The sequence below is a fragment of the Stenotrophomonas sp. genome (assembly GCF_050737075.1).
Classification (GTDB): domain Bacteria; phylum Pseudomonadota; class Gammaproteobacteria; order Xanthomonadales; family Xanthomonadaceae; genus Stenotrophomonas.
Map to the genome: position 1 here is coordinate 1 of NZ_JBOHXV010000019.1, position 16636 is coordinate 16636.

Consider the following 16636-nt stretch of genomic DNA (forward strand, 5'->3'; position numbering starts at 1 on the left):
CTGGTGCCGGGCAGAGCCCGGCGCTACGTTTTCAAATGTTGGACCTGATGACCGCTCCCGTTCTCGACATCGCCAGCCTCGGTGGCCACACCATGGGCACCACCTGGCAGGTCAAGCTGACCGCGCCCGTTGGCCGCGACCTGCACCCGCTGCATGCGGGCATCCAGGCGCAGCTGGATGCCGTGGTGGCGCAGATGAGTACCTGGGAGGCAGGTAGCACCATTTCCGAATTCAACCGCGCAGCGGCCGGCACCTCGCTGCCGCTGCCGGCACTGTTCGCCGAGGTCGTCGAGGGTGCGCTGGATATCGCACGGCGAAGCGACGGCGCGTTCGATCCCACCGTGGGCCCGCTGGTGTCGCTGTGGGGCTTTGGTGCCCACGCGCATGCGCAGCGCATGCCCGACCCTGCCCTGCTCGCCGCCACGCGCGAACGCTGCGGGTGGCAGCGGCTGCAGTGGCACAACAACATGCTGCTGCAACCCGGTGGCCTGGAACTGGATCTGTCGGCCATCGCCAAGGGCTTTGCGGTGGATCTCATCCACCGCTGGCTTCGCGATAACGGCGTTGCGGCAGCACTGGTGGAAGTCGGCGGCGAGCTGCACGGCTACGGCCGCAAGCCCGACGGGCAACCGTGGCGCGTGCTGGTCGAAGCCGGTCCCGAGGAAGAGGCCGAGCTGTCACATCCGCCCCGCGTGCTGGCGCTGGACGACCTGGCCGTGGCCACCTCCGGCGACCGCTGGCACCAGTACACCCATGACGGCGCGCACTACAGCCACACGCTGGACCCGCGCGTGGGCACACCGGTAAGCCGGGCCGCCGCCGCGGTAACGGTGGTGGCGCGCGACGCCATGCACGCCGATGGCTGGGCCACCGCGCTGACCGTGATGGGCGCCGAGGCCGGGCTGGAGTTCGCCACGGCAAACAGTCTTGCCGTGCGCTTCATCACCCGCAGCGCGCGTGGCATCGAGGAACACCTGAGCCCGGCGTTCGAACAGCTGCTGGCGCAGCAGGCGGCCGCATGAGCGCCCGCCCCTCGCGCGCCGTGCTCGGCAACGTGCTGGTGATGTTGCTGCTGGCACTGCTGGGCTGGCTGCTGCTGCGGCTGCACCTGCAGGAACCGTGGTGGCTAAGCGCGCCGCTTGCCTCGCAGTGGCGCTGGGCGGCCGGCAGCCTGGCGGCCTATGCCGTGTTCTGCGCGCTGCTGTGGTGGCGCGGGCGCCGTCGCGATGACGCCGCGGCCGAGGGCGAGGCGGCGCCGCTGCTGCTGGCCTGGGCCAGCCAGACCGGCTTCGCCCAGCAACTGTGCGAGCGCAGTGCCGAGGTGTTGCGCGCTGCCGGCGTGGCGGTGCGCGTACGCGGCCTGCACGAGCTGGATGCGCCGCTGCTGCAGCAGACCCGCCGCATGCTGCTGATCGCCAGCACCACCGGCGAGGGCGACGCCCCCGACCATGCCTTGCCCTTCCTGCGCCGGGTGATGCCGCAGGACCTGGCGCTGCCGGAACTGCACTACGGCGTGCTGGCGCTGGGCGACCGCAGCTACGGCCACTTCTGCGCGTTCGGCCACCAGCTCGATGCCTGGCTGCGCCAGCACGGCGCACACCCGCTGTTTGACACGGTGGAAGTGGACAACGCCGACCCGGCCGCCCTGCGCCACTGGCAGCAGTTGCTGGGCCAGCTGGGTGGCGGCGCGACCGACCTGCCGGACTGGACGCCGGCGCAGTACGCGCACTGGCAGCTGCACGAACGCCAGCTGGAAAACGCCGGCAGCCCGGGCGCCGCGACGTGGCGGGTGGGCCTGGTACCGGCCGACGGCGTGCTGCCCGCGTGGCAGGCCGGCGACGTGGTGGAGATCGGGCCGCAGCATGGCCCGGCCGATGTCGAGGCATGGCTGGCCACGCACGCGCGCGACGGTGACGCCCTCATCAACGGGCAGCCGCTGCGCACTTACCTGGCCCGCTCGCACCTGCCGGTGCTGCCCGATTCGGTACCGGCCGATGATGCGGCATTGGTGGCCACGCTCAAGCCGTTGCCGCACCGCGAATATTCCATTGCCAGCATGCCGGTCGAAGGCCAGGTGCTGCTGCTGCTGCGCCGGCTGCTGCGCCCGGATGGCACCCCGGGCCTGGGCAGCGGCTGGCTCTGCGATCACGCGGCGCCGGGTGGGCGCATCGACCTGCGCTTCCGCAGCAACCCCAATTTCCATCCTCCCGCGCACGACGTGCCCTTGATCCTGATCGGCAACGGCACCGGCATTGCGGGGCTGCGCGCACATCTGCGCGCACGGGTGGATGCCGGTGTGGCGCGCAACTGGCTGCTGTTCGGCGAGCGCACCGCCGCGCATGATTTCCATTTCGGCGACGACCTGCAACGCTGGCAGCGCGACGGCATGATCGCGCGGCTGGATACGGTGTTCAGCCGCGACGGCGGCGAGCACCGCTACGTGCAGGACCGCCTGCGCGCGGAGCTGGACACGCTGCGCCAGTGGGTGCGCGAGGGCGCCACGATCCTCGTCTGCGGCAGCCTGCAGGGCATGGCCCCGGCGGTGGATGCGGTGATCGAGCAGGCGCTGGGCCGCGAAGGAAAAGAGGCATTGATCGTGGCAGGCCGCTACCGCCGCGACGTGTATTGATCGCGCAAGCGGTGTGCCGATCGAGGCGGCCTCGGTAGAGCCGACTGGGTAGAGCGGACTGTTAGTCCGCTGATGTTCGCGCAGGGCCGGAAGCAGCGGACTAACAGTCCGCTCTACCCCGGCGGTTTTATCCGGCGTCACTCCCGCTCAAACGAATGGCGAGCAACTCGCCACCGCCACGCAACGCGTAGCGGCGCCGCGGTCCTGCCGCCAGCCACGCGGTATCCCCCTGCTGCAGCGGCGGAAGATCAGGCTCGCCCTCGAACTCGGCCTGCCCGGCCAGCAGATGGATCGCCCACGCCGTACCGGGTTCGGTGAAGAAGAACATGCTGCCCACCAGCGGCCGGTGCAGCAGCTCGGCCTCGATGGCCTCGCGCCGCCACATCAGGTTGAAGTCGTGCGTCACCCCATCCACCAGCTCGCCATGCACCTCCGCCTCGCCCGCGAAACGCAGTCGATCGTGCGGCGGAAGCAGCGTGTGCAGGGCGCCGTCGGCGAAGCGCAGGCGCAGCCCTTCGCCGCGCAGCAGCACCAGTTCGCGTTCGATGCCGGAGAAGGATGAAAACGCGGCGTCCTGTTCGATCTCGGCAATCGACAACCTTACCTGCCACGCATCGCTGTCGGGCACGCGCAGGATCTCGCGGGTCCAGCCCAGGCCGTTGCGCCAGCGTTCGCGGCGGTACTCAAAACTCGGAATGACGCGCGTGGCAGCGCTCAGGGCAGTGGTCTCTGACATGCCGGCATTGTGCCTCAGCCGGCGCTGCCACCGCAGTCCGGGCCGAGCAGCTGTGAGCGTTCCAGCCACGCCTTGTCCGGGTAATAGGCAAACACCAGCGCTCCGTCGCGCAGGCTGTCGATCAACGGCCGTGCCACGGTGAGGCGCACCGCCGGGCAGCCCAGGCTGCGGCCCAGCCGCCCCTGCAACCGCGCGATGGTGGGGTTCACGTACGGCGCACCGTGGATGACGATCGCCCGGTCGCGTGCCTTGTCGTTGAAGCCCGGCTCCAGCCCTTCCAAACGCAGCGAATAGCCGTTGCCGCCCATGTAGGTCTCCTTGGCGGTGAACGCGCCCAGGCTGGACATGAAACTGCCATCGCGATTGGAGAAACGCTCGGTCTGGTTGCCGCCGCTGTTGCGGCCATGCGCCACCCACTCCTCGAACAGCAGCTTCTGCCGCGTCAGGTCGAACACCCACATGCGCTGCTCGGTGGACGGACGCGAATAGTCGATGACGCTCAATCGACCCGGATCGATGCCCAGTTCCGGCCGCCGCAGCGCGCAGGTCATGGCCCGCGCCGCCAGCTGCAGGACCTTGCGGTCCGCATTGGGTGCGGCACGCGCGAGCATGTCGGCCAGCTGCGCCGGGGGCAGCGCGCGCGGTGCGGGCGTGGGTGCCGCGCGGGCGGTGCCGGCCGGCGCGGTCAGCACCAGCCCGCACAGGACAACGGGAGCAAGGGAAAGCAGGCGCATCAAGACGGTACCGGCGGGGCCATCCCTACAAGGTGGACCCACCCGCGTCGGATTCCAACACCGGCTGCAGATTCTGTTCATCCGCCACCGGGCGCACCGCCGGCAGGCGGGTCACCAGCAGGGTGGTGCCCGGCACCAGCGCCTTGTACAACTGAGTGGCGAAGCTGGGCGGCAGCGCCAACGGCAGGCTGGGCGTGGCCAGCAGGTCCGGGCTGGCGTTGCCTGCGCTCTGGCCGAGCAGCGGGTAGGCGGTCCACTTGTGCAGCTTCTGGGTGGCATCGAGCGGGCTGGCGGTGTCCGAATAGCCCTGCTGCATGACGAACAGCGTGGTGCCCTCGAAGGCCGGCAGCGCCTTGGCTTGCAGCCGCGATTCGCCGATCAGCACGCCGTCGCGCAGCACGTACAGGCGCTGGTCGTGCAGGCTGACCAGGATGCCCACCTGGCCGGCGGGTGCGGCGCTGTCGTTCCAGTAATGGTCCGGTGCGTCGGTGGTCTCGAGCAGCGCCTTGCCGGTGCTGTTCACCGGGGCCAGCACCGCCGGGTAGGCCAGCGTCATCGGCGCGGATTTGGCATCGGCCACCACCACGGTGTCGCCGCGCTTGGTTTCGCCGAACAGCTTCTGCGCGAAGGCCTGCGGCAGCCGCACGCAGCCGTGCGAGGCCGGGTGCCCGGGCAGGTTGCCACCGTGCAGTGCGATGCCGTCCCAGGTCAGGCGCTGCATGTAGGGCATGGGCGCGCTGTTGTAGAGGTTGGACTTGTGGTCCTTGTCCTTCTGCAGGATGGTGAACACACCGGTCGGGGTTTCATGCCCGGCCTTGCCCGAGCTGATCGTGCTCAGGCCGATGGCGATGCCATTGCGGTACACGTAGGCGCGCTGCTCATCCAGGCTGACCACCAGCACGATCGGGCCGGCGGGGGAGATTTCCGGATGCCAGAGGAACTGACCGGGCTTGAGGTCGGTGGGGCCGGGCTGCGCCTGGGTTGCTGCGGGCGCAGGCGGGCTGGCGGCGAGCGCAGGAAATACAGCCGTGGCCAATAGGGACGCAAGTCCGACGGTGAGCAGCGTGCGGCGTGTGAGCATGTGGCCTTCCTTCGGGTGGGTCGAGGACACGCATGGCGTGTCGCTACGCATGATGCACGATGTGGAAAAACGCCATCGTCCTGCGCACGTAGAAATTCGTAGTGCCACGCCCTGCGTGGCAACCGCGCGCAGCGCGGCACAAGCATCCAACACCGCATCACCGCGGCATCGGCCAACCCACCGGAGTTGAAACCCACCGGCGTTCAAACCAACCGAAGCCAAACACCCCCGGAATTCCCCCCCCCAAAAACAAAATTGCCCGGTCACACATCCCTGTGCAGACCGGGCAATCATCACATCCGTGTCGGCTTCCCGCCTTCCCCCTGTGCGTCCTGCCCAGTGTGGGTGCCGGCCATGCTCCCTGCACTCGGCCGTATATCTTTCCGCCATCCCTCCCCTTCCCGGGTCTAGATGCCACCGTCCTGGCGGATCCGCGCCATTCCTTCCGCGCCGCGTCCCTGCGTGCCGCCTCCGTGCGGCTGTCGCGGCGAGCAGGCGTCGTGCCTGTCCGCCATGACCGGCGTCATGCCGGTCGCGACCCATCCTGTTGGTCAGCGCCTTGGTACGGGTGCCGGAACTGCCCTCCTGGGCGGTTCCGCCGTGGGTGCCGTCCTGGCCCCCACCGTCATCCGTCGTCGATTCCGTTCGACCGTTGCTGTCCCTATCCCCTTCACCCGTGCCAGGTCCTCGACCCGGAGGAAAGGTCCGCGTTGTCGCCGGTACGCGACGATCGCCTGGGCCTTGTGCGGCCCCACGTTCGTCAATCCCTGCTGCAGCGTCGACGCATCTGCCGTATTGATGTTGATGCGGTCGGCCGCCAAAGCGGCTCCGGTCAACAGCAGTCCCAGCGCAAGCGCCTTCCACGAAATCCAAGGCCCCACCGTGTAGCTCCCTGTGACCCGGAACCGACTCCTGCCGTCATCCCGTCGGAGCAGTCAGTGTCCCTCGCCACATACACATAGCCTATCGTCCACATCACCTTCACACAGCCAGCCAAATACCTGACGTGGTGTAGGGAAATACCTACCCTGCGCGCAGGCGTAGAATGTCGGGATCAGATCAATGCCTTCGGAGTTGCAGATGGACAGCGCCAAACTCGGCCAATTCGTCAACGAAAAGTGGGACAACGAAATCGTCCCGCAACTGGTCGAATACATCCGTATTCCCAACAAATCGCCGATGTTCGACGCAGATTGGGTCGCAAACGGCTATATGGAACAGGCCGTCACCCTGATGGAATCGTGGGCCAAGTCCCAGAATCTGCCGGGCCTGACGGTGGAGGTGGTGCGCCTGGAAGGCCGCACGCCGCTGCTCCTGCTGGAAATTCCCGCCACCGGCGCCGAGACCGGCGACGACACCGTGCTGCTCTACGGCCACCTGGACAAGCAGCCGGAAATGACCGGTTGGGACGACGACCTGGGCCCGTGGCTGCCGGTGCTGCGCGACGACAAGCTGTACGGCCGCGGCGGCGCCGATGACGGCTATGCCATCTTCGGCTCGTTGGCCGCCGTGTTGGCGCTGCAGGAACAGAACCTGCCGCACGCGCGTTGCGTCGTGCTGATCGAGGCCTGCGAGGAATCGGGCAGCTACGACCTGCCGGCCTACGTGGACCACCTGGCCGACCGCATCGGCAAGCCGTCGCTGGTGGTGTGCCTGGATTCGGGCTGCGCCAACTACGACCAGCTGTGGTGCACCACCTCGCTGCGCGGCCTGACCGGCGGCAACTTCTCGGTGAAGGTGCTCAACGAGGGCGTGCACTCCGGTGATGCCTCCGGCGTGGTGCCGTCCAGCTTCCGCCTGCTGCGCCAGCTGCTGTCGCGCATCGAGGACGAGAACACCGGCCGCATCCTGATCGACGGCATGCACGTGCAGATCCCGGAAGAACGCCAGGTGCAGGCCAAGCGCGCGGCCGACGTGGTGGATACCGAGATCTTCGAGAAGTTCCCGATGGTCGACGGCCTCACGCCGATGAACGACGACCTGACCGAGCTGGTGCTCAACCGCACCTGGCGCCCGGCGCTGTCGGTGACCGGCGTGGATGGCATGCCGCCGCTGGCCTCGGCCGGCAACGTGCTGCGCCCGTACACCGCAGTGAAGCTGTCGCTGCGCCTGCCCCCGACCGCCGATGGCAAGGCCTGCGGCGAGCTGCTCAAGGAAGCCCTGCTGCGCGACCCGCCGAATGGCGCCGAAGTGAAGCTGGACCTGGAAAAGGCCTCGTCGGGCTGGAACGCACCGGACATGGCGCCGTGGCTGACCCAGGCGATCGATGACGCCAGCCAGACCTTCTTCGGCAAGCCGGCGATGTACATGGGCGAAGGCGGCTCGATCCCGTTCATGGGCATGCTGGGCGAGAAGTTCCCCGGTGCGCAGTTCATGATCACCGGCGTGCTCGGCCCGCACTCCAACGCACACGGCCCGAACGAGTTCCTGCATATCCCGATGGGCAAGCGGGTGACCGCCTGCGTGTCCAAGGTGATCAGCGAACATTACGCGGCCAGCACGCGTGGCGAGACCAGCGGTTCGCCGGTGGCCGCCGACAGCGGCACCCGCCACGGCGGCCACGGCTGCTGCTGAACCAGGGCGTTGCACGCGGAGGGACGCAGCCTTTTGATAGGCTGCGTCCATCTCCTGCAGGAATCATGCGATGGACGGTCTGTTCGGCAGCTCCAGCTGGCTCTACATCATCCTGGTCGGCTTCATCGTCGGCCTGTTCGGGCGTTTCTTCATGCCCGGCAACAACCGCATGGGCTGCCTGCTGACCATCGTACTCGGCATCGTCGGTGCCCTGGTCGCGGGCTGGTTCGGCCAGTACATGGGCTGGTATTCACGCGGTGAACCGGCCGGTTTCATCGGCGCCACCCTCGGCGCGATCGCCGTGCTGGCGGTGCTGCGGCTTTTCAGCAGCAAACGCTGACCCTCACTCCCTCCTTCCCTTCCACGCGCGCCATCCGGCGCCGCTTCGACGTACCTGTCCATGAACGATCCTGCTTCCGACCCGCTGCGCGCCGACCAACGCCGGCAGTGGACCGTCGCCGCACTGGGCGACCCCGACCTGCACCTGGACCGCGCCTCGGTCGATGCGGGTTTCCGCAGCTATTGGCGTGCCACCAGCACGCGCGGCAGCCACATCGTGATGGACTCGCCGCCCGGGCTGGAAGACGTGCGCCCGTGGCTGCGCATGCACGACCTGCTGGAACCCAACGGCGTACGCGTGCCGCGCGTGCTCGCCCGCGACGAGGAACAGGGCTTCCTGCTGCTGGAAGACCTGGGTGGCCCGACGCTGGCGCGGCACATCGACGACGACAACGCCGATGCATGGATGGATGCGGCGTTCGCGCAGCTCATCCGCCTGCAGTCCATCCCGGTGCCCGAGGGCATGGGGTCGTTCGGCGAGGCGCTGCTGCAGCGTGACGCCGGTCTGTTCGACGAATGGTTCCTGCAGCGCCACCTGGGCCTGACCCTGGACTGCGGCGAGGTGGAGACCCTGCAACTGGCGCATCGCCTCCTGATGGACAACGCGCTGCAGCAGCCGCAGGTGCTCACCCACCGCGACTTCATGCCGCGCAACCTGATGCCAATCGACGGCGGTCCGGCCGTGCTCGACTTCCAGGACCTGGTGCGCGGACCGATCGCCTACGACCCGGTGAGCCTGTTCAAGGATGCCTTCCTGAGCTGGCCGCTGGAACGCGTGGATGCCTGGCTGGCGCGCTACCACGCACAGGCGCAGGCGGCCGGGCTGCCGGTACGGCCGTGGCCGCAGTTCCTGCGCGACGCCGACTGGATGGGCGTGCAGCGCCACCTGAAGATACTGGGTCTGTTCGTGCGCCTGCGCGACCGCGACGGCAAAGGCCACTACTTCGACGATGCGCCACGCTTCATCCGCTACCTGGATGAAGTACTGCCGCGCCATCCGGAACTGGCGGGCTTGAACACCCTGCTGCAGGAGCGGATCAAGCCGGCGATGGCCGCGCTGGCATTGCCGGTATCGAGCCGCGCATGAAGGCGATCATCTTCAGTGCCGGCAAGGGCGAACGCATGCGCCCGCTCACGCTCACCACGCCCAAACCGCTGCTGGTGGCCGGTGGCAAGCCGCTCATCGTGTGGCATCTGGAGCGATTGGCAGCGGCGGGCTTCCGCGACGTGGTGATCAACACCTCGTGGCTGGGCGACCAGTTCGAACCGGCGCTGGGTGATGGCAGCCGTTGGGGCCTGCGCCTGCACTTCATCGACGAAGGTGCGGTGCCGCTGGAAACCGGCGGCGGCATCCTCAATGCGCTGCCACTGCTGGGCGACGCGCCGTTCCTGGTGGTCAATGGCGATGTGTGGACCGACGTGGACTTCGCCACGTTGCCGAAGCAGCCGCAGGGCGATGCGCATCTGGTGTTGGTCGACAACCCAGTGCAGCATCCGCGCGGGGATTTCATCCTGCGCAACGATGGCACGGTCAGTGATGCAGTCGATGCACCGCGTCTGACCTATGCCGGTGTGGGCGTGTACCGCCCCGCGATTCTCGACGGATGGCGCGCCGTGATCGGCGACACCGACGGCGCCGCAGCGAGCCCGCCGCAGTTCGGCCTCGCCCCGTTGATGCGCCACGCGATGGCAACCAACCGGGTCACCGGGCAGCATCATCGCGGAACATGGACCGACGTAGGCACACCCGAACGCCTGGCAACGCTGGACGCAACCCTGACGTCGGATGCCACGCGCCGGTAGGGTTGGATCCCAATCAACTGCCGATAACGCCGATCGGCGCGACGAACGCATGACCACGGCCGAAGCCCACGCCGTTTGAGGTCATGCCACAAAAGAACGTTGCCCGGTTACGTGCAGTCGATTGGGATGCGACCCTACGAGGGGCTACCCTCACAACCGGTGCGAGCCTTCCTCGACCACCTGCCGCAAGAACGGCACGGTGATGCGCCGCTGTGCCGCGAGCGACTCGCGGTCCAGCCAATCCAGCAGGCTCACCAGACTGCCCAGTTCGCGCCCGGTGCGGGTCAACAGCCACTCGATGGCCGGCTCGTCGATCGACAGCCCGCGCCGCGCCGCACGCTCGCGCAGCACCGCCGCGCGGCCTTCGTCGTCCAGCGGCTGCAGCACCACGCGCACGCACTGCTGCAGGCGCGAACGCAGGTCGGGTAACACCAGGCCCAGCTGGTCCGGCGCGTGCTGCGCGGTATACAGCAGGGTGATGCCGGCACTGCGCGCGCGGTTGTGGAAATCGAACAGCGCCACTTCGTCCTCGCGCTGCCCGGCCACCGCGTCCAGCCCATCCAACGCAACCAGGTCGCGGCCTTCCAGCGATTCCAGCGCGGCGCGGGTGCGGCCCACCACTGCCTTCAGCGGCAGGTAGGTCGGCTGGCGGCCGGCCTGTTCGGCCAGCGAACACATGGCCAGCGCCTGGTGGGTCTTGCCGGTGCCGGCCGCCCCCTCCAGGTACACCCAGTGCTGATCCGCGCCCACGGCGATCGCGCGCAGCTGCGCCAGCGCACCGTCGGGTGCGCCGATGAAGGTTTCCAGTCGCTCGTCCTGCGGGTAGCGCAGGGCGAGCGGCAGCTGCGGAACAACGCTCACTTCAGATCCGGACCCTTGGAGGTATCGACGATCAGGGTCGGCTTGTCGATGTACGAATCGAGCACGATCGCGGTCGGCTCACCGGCATACAGCTCGCTCTCGCGGTAGCGCAGGTGCGCATAGCGCAGCAGCACGTTGGTGACCGCCGCCACCGGCAGCGCCAGCAGCATGCCCAGGAAACCGAACAGCTGGCCACCGGCCATCACCGCGAAGATCACCGCCACCGGGTGCAGGCCGATCTTGTCGCCGACGATGCGCGGGGTCAGCACGTAGCTTTCCAGCAGCTGGCCCACGGTGAACACCACGCCGACCAGGATCAGCAGCTTCAGGTCGAAGCCCTGCGCCTGTACCAGCGCAGCCAGCACGGCCATGACGATGCCGGTGGTGGCGCCCAGGTAGGGAATGAAGCTGATCAGGCCGGCAATCAGTCCGATCAACAGACCCAGCTTCAGGCCGACCAGCGACAGGCCGACTGCATAGATCAGGCCCAGCGCCACCATCACCAGGAACTGGCCACGGATGAACGCGCCCAGCACCTCGTTGGACTCGCGCGCCAGCTTGGTGATGGTGCCCACGTGGTTGCGCGGGATGGTCGAGGCCACGCGTTCAACCAGCTTGTCCCAGTCGCGCAGGAAGTAGAAGGCCAGGATCGGCAGCAGCAGGATGTTGACCACCCAGGTCACCATCGCAAAGCCCGAGCGCGAGACGTAGCCGAAGAAGGTCTTGGCGAAGCCGCCCGCCTGTTCCCAGTGGCTGCGCACCCATTCGATCAGGCGGTCCGGCTCCAGCCACGGCATGATTTCCATCCCGGTCTTCTGCTCGAACCACGGGATGGCGTTCTGCATCAGCCATTGCTGGGCCTGCGGAATGGCCGCGATCAGGGTCGAAATCTGGCGCTCGATCATCGGCACCAGGATCAGCAGCGCGGCCGTGATCACCAGCACCATCGCCACGAACACCAGCACCACGCCGGTGTTGCGCGAGCGGCCGGTGGCCTCGATCCGGTCCACCAGCGGGTCGCCCAGCCAGGCCAGCGCCAGCGCCAGCACGAACGGGGTCAGGATCGGGGCCAGCAGCCACACCACCCAACCGATCGCCAGGGCCAGCAGGATGTACTTGACGCGGCGCAGGAACTGCGCGATTTCGGCTTCCGGGGTGAGGATCATCGCAGGCGGTACTCGTTGCTGGCAGGCGGCGGCGGGGTGCCGGGCGCAGCGTTCTCATCGATCGGCACCGGCAGCGGGGCCAGCGGCACGATGACGCCGTTGTCGCCCAGCATGCGGTTGAGCCCGGCCAGGCCGGCAGTCATTTCCAGCGAGAGCTCCAGGCGGTTGCCCGAGGCGCGCAGCGGGGTGATGTTGCGCACCACCGGGTTCTCACGCAGCCCCGCGGCCAGGCGCATGTAGTCCTCGGCGCTGTCCAGGCCGGTCACGGCGATGGTGTAGGTGCCGGCGGCACCGGTGGCCGCGCCGGCCTTGGCATAACGGCGCACCAGCGCATCGGCGGTGCCGTCGGCACCACTGGCCATGGCGCGGCGCGCGTCGGTGTCCTTGACCGTCCACTTGTTCAGTTCCTTGCCGCCGTCCACGAACACCCAGTCGGCGACCCAGCCGCCGCTCTTGTCGCGGTACAGCTTGCCCACCAGCTGCATCGGCGGGGCATAGCGCGACGAGGCGCGGGCCACCGCTGCGGTGTCCTGGCGCCAGATCGCCCCGACCAGGGCCTGTTCGGCGGCGCTGCCGGTAGGCAGGCCCAGCTTGTAGCCGCGCTCGACGGCGCGGTTCAGCAACGGGCGGGCCGCATTGGCCTGCCCCACCGTGACCAGGCGCGGGCCACTGCCGTCATCGATGGCCAGCCAGATCACCGGCTTGGGCCGCGGCTGCGGCCACAGCGGCAGGCCCAGGGCCGAGATCAGCCCGTCCACGTCGTCCTGGCGGAACCGGGCCACCAGCATGGTGCGGTAGCTGGGGGCGCCGCTGGCCGAGGTGCTCTGGTCCTGGCGGTAGTCATAGCTGGCCACGTAGTTCTTGGCATCGCGCAGGGCCTGCATCACCCCCGGGCGGGTCATCACGCTGCGGTCGCCCGACAGCTTGGCCAGCACGTTGCCCAGCGCGCGCGCCATTGCCCCGCCGCGATCGGAATCGCTCTGGCTGTTGACCGGCACTTCGGCCTCGTAGGCCCCGCTGGCCGTAGCCACGTCGCCTTCGGTGCGCATGCCGCTCTGGGCCATCGTGGCCACCGGCAGGCACAGCGCGAGGATCATCATTACAAAGAGGCTGCGGCGCATCAGGACTTCCATTGAGCGTATCCGGGGGGAATTGTTGCCCGAATAGGGCCTGCGCGCCAACGTGGCCTGTTAAAATCCCGCTTTCACCCCAGCGCAGCGCCGACGCCCGTGACCAATTCCCCGTCCAACCCCTCCCCCCTGACCTACCGCGACGCCGGCGTCGACATCGACGCGGGCAACGAACTGGTCGAGCGCATCAAGCCGCTGGTAAAGCGCAGCTTCCGGCCGGAGGTGATGGGGGGCCTGGGCGGTTTCGGCGCCCTGTTCGACCTGTCCAGCAAGTACCGCGAGCCGGTGCTGGTGTCGGGCACGGACGGCGTGGGCACCAAGCTGAAGCTGGCACAACAGCTGGGCCGGCACGACACGATCGGCATCGACCTGGTCGCCATGTGCGTGAACGACGTGCTGGTGCAGGGCGCCGAGCCGCTGTTCTTCCTGGACTACTTCGCCACCGGCAAGCTGGACATCGACACCGCTGCAGCGGTCGTGGGCGGCATCGCCAACGGCTGCACCGAGGCGGGCTGCGCGCTGATCGGCGGCGAAACCGCTGAAATGCCCGACATGTACGCCCCGGGCGAGTACGACCTGGCCGGTTTCACCGTGGCCGGCGTGGAGAAGAGCGAGCTGAAGGACGGCGCCAGCGTGGCCAATGGCGACGTGCTGATCGGCATCGCCTCCTCCGGCCCGCACTCCAACGGCTACTCGCTGGTGCGCCGCATCTACGACCGCGCCGGCCGCCCGGCCGAGCTGGAGCTGGAGGGCGGGGTCAAGCTGGTCGACGCGCTGATGGCGCCGACCCGCCTGTACGTCAAGCCGATCCTGGCGCTGCTCAAGACCCACGGCGCGGCGATCCACGGCATGGCCCACATCACCGGTGGCGGCCTGACCGAGAACATCATCCGCGTGGTGCCCGAGGGCCTCGGCCTGGACATCGACGCCTCCTCCTGGACCCTGCCGCCGGTGTTCCAGTGGCTGCAGCGCGAAGGCGCGGTGGCCGACAGCGAAATGTGGCGCACCTTCAACTGCGGCATCGGCTTCGTGCTGATCGTGGCCCCGGACCAGGTGGCCAGCGTGTCGGCCGCCGTCGAGGCCCAAGGCCTGGCGCAGTGGACCATCGGCAAGGTCACCCCGGCCGATGGCGCCGAACGCGTGCGGATCGGCTGATCGACCAGGAGAACGGCATGGACGCACCGCTCCCCCACGCAGCCCCGACGCTGTCGCTTGAAGACGCCTCGCAGCTGCGGCTGCTGTCGATCTTCCACTACGTCGTGGCCGGCCTGACGGCGGTGTTCTCGCTGTTTCCGCTGATCCATGTGGGCATTGGCATCGCCACGCTGACCGGCGCGATGCCGATCAACAGCAATGGCGGACCGGCGTCGCCCGGTGAGACCCAGCTGTTTGGCTGGATCTTCATCGTGATCGGGTCGGTCGTGATCCTGTGCGGGCTGACCCTGGCCGGCTTCATGGCCTATGCCGGGCGCTGCCTCGCCCGCCAGCGCCGGCATACCCTGTGCCTGGTGGTTGCAGCGCTGTCGTGCATGCTGATGCCGCTGGGCACGGTGCTGGGCGTGTTCACCCTGATCGTGCTGCTGCGCCCGGCGGTGAAAGCCGCGTTCGACGCGCCAGCCCCCTTCCAGCCCTGAGGTTTCGATGTCTTCCACGCCCCCACCCCTGCCCACCCCGGGCGGCTGGACGCAGATCCAGGTCGGCTCGCACCTGCACACGCTCAAGATCCTGTTCTACGTACTGGGCGCGGTAGAGCTGCTCATTGCCCCGCTGTTGCTGCTGGCCGCCGTGGCCGGGTATTTCAGCGAGAGCAGGAGCGCCAACCCCGATGCCTCGCCGGTGCTGCTGCTGGTGCTGCTGGGCCTGGCCGCGCTGGTCTACGCCGCGTTGGGCACGCTGAGCATCATCGCGGCGCGACGGCTGGCCGCCCGCCGGCAACACCGCCTGTGCATGGTCGCCGCCGGCCTGGCCTGCCTGGCCGGCGCGCTCGGCATCGCGCTCGGGGCGTACGCGCTGTGGGCCCTGCTGCGCCCGGAAGTACAGGCCAGCTTCCTGCCGCCGGAAAGCACGGTCATCGCATGACCACCCGCAGCCGTATCGCGGTGCTGGCATCAGGCCGTGGCAGCAACCTGCAGGCCATCATCGATGCGATCGCCGCCGGCCAGCTGGACGCCGAGGTGGTGGCGGTGCTGTCGGACAAGCCGGAAGCCTCGGCACTGCTCAAGGTCGCGCCGGAGCGACGCTGGGCGCGCTCGCCGAAGGATTTCGCCGACCGGCCCGCCTTCGACGCCGCGCTGGGCGATGCCCTGGCCGGGTTCGCGCCGGACTGGGTGGTCTGCGCCGGTTACATGCGCATCCTGGGCGAGGCCTTCGTGCAGCGCTTCAGCGGCCGGCTGGTGAACATCCACCCCTCGCTGCTGCCGTTGTACAAGGGCCTGCACACCCACGCCCGGGCGCTGGAGGCCGGCGACGCCGAGGCAGGCGCCAGCGTCCACTTCGTGGTCCCCGAACTGGACGCCGGCACGGTGCTGGCCCAGGCCCGGGTACCGGTGCTGCCCGGCGACACCGCCGAACAGCTGGCCCAGCGCGTGCTGGCGGTGGAACACCCGCTGCTGATCGCCAGCCTGCAGTGGCTGGTGGCCGGCCGCGTGGCTGAACGCGACGGACAGCTGCAGGCCGACGGCCACCCCCTGTTCAGTCCGCTGCGCCTAGATTGCGGCGGAGAGCTGCACCGATAGCCGGACGCACACGCGCCGCTGACCCGGACGCTGGCATCCTCCCTCCTCCCCCGCTCCTGCGCGCGCATGAAAACGACCCTGTCCAAGCCTGTGCTGCTGATTGCGTCCCTGCTGTGCACCGTCGCCCTGGCGCACGCGCAGGAACCGCCGCCGCCGGAACTTCCCGTGCTGCCGCCCCCGGCGGTGTGGGATGCGCCGCCGCTGGAGCCGTTCACCGCCACCTACCAGGCCTTCTACAAGGGCAAGGAAGCCGGCGATGCGACCATGCGCGTCACCCACACCGGTGGCGACCAGTGGCGCGTGGACATGCAGGTGGTGGGCCGCCGTGGCTTCGCCAGCGTGCTGGGCCTGAACCTGGAACAGAGCACGGTGTTCGAGAAGCAGGGCACCACCTATGTGCCGCTGAGCCAGGCGACCGTGCGCAAGGGCCTGTTCCTGGGCAAGAAGGTCACCGGCACCTACGACTGGAAGGCCGGCACCGCACAGTGGCTGGGCGACCTGAAGAAAGAACGCACCCAACCCATTCCGCTGCAGCCGGGCGACCTGAGCGCGCTGCTGATCAACCTGGCCATCATGCGCGACGCGCGGCCGGGTGCGCAGTTGCAGTACCGTTATGTCGACGTCGGCCGGGTGCGCCAGCACACCTACCAGGCCGCGGCAGACACCGAGAACGTCCAGGTCGGCGAGCTGTCCTACAACGCGCTGCGGGTCTACCGGACCAACGGCGGCAACGACGAAACCATCCTCTGGATCGCCAACGGGGTGCCTACCCCGGTGCGCCTCCTGCAACGTGAAGACGGCGAAGATCGGATCGACCTGCGCCTGATCGAATACCAAGGAGTTTGAGC

General features: G+C 68.7%; 18 protein-coding genes. 11 read left to right on the forward strand and 7 right to left on the reverse strand.

Annotation, left to right across the window (positions count from 1 at the left end; translation table 11 throughout):
* Positions 1 to 47 precede the first annotated feature (47 nt).
* Positions 48 to 1022 (forward strand): FAD:protein FMN transferase, encoded by a 975-nt coding sequence (locus tag ACREPD_RS06740; protein WP_431598607.1) that lies wholly within the window; start codon positions 48 to 50, stop codon positions 1020 to 1022.
* A complete protein-coding gene (locus ACREPD_RS06745; protein ID WP_431598608.1) occupies positions 1019 to 2629 on the forward strand; it encodes a flavodoxin domain-containing protein in 1611 nt (536 codons plus the stop codon). Before ACREPD_RS06740 ends, ACREPD_RS06745 begins: the two co-directional genes overlap by 4 nt.
* Positions 2630 to 2756: 127 nt before the next feature.
* Here ACREPD_RS06745 and ACREPD_RS06750 read toward each other — a convergent pair whose 3' ends face one another.
* The 4 genes from ACREPD_RS06750 to ACREPD_RS06765 all read right to left on the reverse strand — a co-directional run bounded on the left by ACREPD_RS06750 (position 2757) and on the right by ACREPD_RS06765 (position 6061).
* Positions 2757 to 3365: a HutD/Ves family protein gene (locus tag ACREPD_RS06750; protein ID WP_431598609.1), complete on the reverse strand. Its 609-nt coding sequence runs from the start codon at positions 3363 to 3365 to the stop codon at positions 2757 to 2759.
* 14 nt (positions 3366 to 3379) lie between these two features.
* A complete protein-coding gene (locus ACREPD_RS06755; RefSeq protein WP_431598610.1) occupies positions 3380 to 4099 on the reverse strand; it encodes a murein L,D-transpeptidase catalytic domain family protein in 720 nt (239 codons plus the stop codon).
* 25 nt (positions 4100 to 4124) lie between these two features.
* Positions 4125 to 5180 carry a L,D-transpeptidase gene (locus ACREPD_RS06760; RefSeq protein WP_431598611.1) on the reverse strand — a complete coding sequence of 352 codons (1056 nt, stop codon included), beginning with the start codon at positions 5178 to 5180 and terminating at the stop codon, positions 4125 to 4127.
* A 551-nt stretch (positions 5181 to 5731) separates the two neighbouring features.
* Entirely contained in the window at positions 5732 to 6061 is a 330-nt protein-coding gene (locus ACREPD_RS06765; RefSeq protein WP_431598612.1) for a ComEA family DNA-binding protein, read from the reverse strand.
* A 199-nt stretch (positions 6062 to 6260) separates the two neighbouring features.
* On the opposite strand from ACREPD_RS06765, the gene ACREPD_RS06770 reads away from it, so the two are divergent.
* From ACREPD_RS06770 to murU, 4 genes are all read left to right on the forward strand, one after another.
* Positions 6261 to 7754, forward strand: a complete 1494-nt coding sequence (locus ACREPD_RS06770; protein WP_431598613.1) for a M20 family metallopeptidase — start codon at positions 6261 to 6263, stop codon at positions 7752 to 7754.
* A gap of 70 nt (positions 7755 to 7824) precedes the next feature.
* The gene (locus ACREPD_RS06775; protein ID WP_421568445.1) at positions 7825 to 8094 is read left to right on the forward strand and encodes a GlsB/YeaQ/YmgE family stress response membrane protein; all 270 of its coding nucleotides are present in this window, start codon (positions 7825 to 7827) and stop codon (positions 8092 to 8094) included.
* 60 nt (positions 8095 to 8154) lie between these two features.
* A complete protein-coding gene (locus tag ACREPD_RS06780) occupies positions 8155 to 9180 on the forward strand; it encodes an aminoglycoside phosphotransferase family protein (RefSeq protein WP_431598614.1) in 1026 nt (341 codons plus the stop codon).
* Positions 9177 to 9896: an N-acetylmuramate alpha-1-phosphate uridylyltransferase MurU gene (gene murU, locus ACREPD_RS06785; protein WP_431598615.1), complete on the forward strand. Its 720-nt coding sequence runs from the start codon at positions 9177 to 9179 to the stop codon at positions 9894 to 9896. The genes ACREPD_RS06780 and murU overlap by 4 nt, the downstream gene beginning before the upstream one ends.
* A 150-nt stretch (positions 9897 to 10046) precedes the next feature.
* Here murU and hda read toward each other — a convergent pair whose 3' ends face one another.
* Genes hda through ACREPD_RS06800 form a run of 3 tightly spaced genes read right to left on the reverse strand, consistent with a single transcriptional unit; the run spans position 10047 to position 13044 of the window.
* Positions 10047 to 10757 carry a DnaA regulatory inactivator Hda gene (gene hda, locus ACREPD_RS06790; protein WP_431598616.1) on the reverse strand — a complete coding sequence of 237 codons (711 nt, stop codon included), beginning with the start codon at positions 10755 to 10757 and terminating at the stop codon, positions 10047 to 10049.
* Positions 10754 to 11923, reverse strand: coding sequence for an AI-2E family transporter (locus ACREPD_RS06795; protein WP_431598617.1), 1170 nt, complete (start codon positions 11921 to 11923; stop codon positions 10754 to 10756). Before ACREPD_RS06795 ends, hda begins: the two co-directional genes overlap by 4 nt.
* Positions 11920 to 13044, reverse strand: coding sequence for a DUF2066 domain-containing protein (locus tag ACREPD_RS06800; RefSeq protein WP_431598618.1), 1125 nt, complete (start codon positions 13042 to 13044; stop codon positions 11920 to 11922). Before ACREPD_RS06800 ends, ACREPD_RS06795 begins: the two co-directional genes overlap by 4 nt.
* 138 nt (positions 13045 to 13182) lie before the next feature.
* On the opposite strand from ACREPD_RS06800, the gene purM reads away from it, so the two are divergent.
* The 5 genes from purM to ACREPD_RS06825 all read left to right on the forward strand — a co-directional run bounded on the left by purM (position 13183) and on the right by ACREPD_RS06825 (position 16634).
* Positions 13183 to 14208 carry a phosphoribosylformylglycinamidine cyclo-ligase gene (gene purM, locus ACREPD_RS06805; protein ID WP_431598662.1) on the forward strand — a complete coding sequence of 342 codons (1026 nt, stop codon included), beginning with the start codon at positions 13183 to 13185 and terminating at the stop codon, positions 14206 to 14208.
* Between the two features lie 17 nt (positions 14209 to 14225).
* Complete coding sequence (locus ACREPD_RS06810) at positions 14226 to 14687, forward strand: hypothetical protein (RefSeq protein WP_431598619.1); 462 nt, start codon at positions 14226 to 14228, stop codon at positions 14685 to 14687.
* 7 nt (positions 14688 to 14694) lie between these two features.
* Entirely contained in the window at positions 14695 to 15132 is a 438-nt protein-coding gene (locus tag ACREPD_RS06815) for a hypothetical protein (protein ID WP_431598620.1), read from the forward strand.
* Positions 15129 to 15788 carry a phosphoribosylglycinamide formyltransferase gene (gene purN, locus ACREPD_RS06820; RefSeq protein WP_431598621.1) on the forward strand — a complete coding sequence of 220 codons (660 nt, stop codon included), beginning with the start codon at positions 15129 to 15131 and terminating at the stop codon, positions 15786 to 15788. Before ACREPD_RS06815 ends, purN begins: the two co-directional genes overlap by 4 nt.
* Positions 15789 to 15854: 66 nt before the next feature.
* A complete protein-coding gene (locus tag ACREPD_RS06825; RefSeq protein ID WP_431598622.1) occupies positions 15855 to 16634 on the forward strand; it encodes a DUF3108 domain-containing protein in 780 nt (259 codons plus the stop codon).
* Positions 16635 to 16636 lie beyond the last annotated feature (2 nt).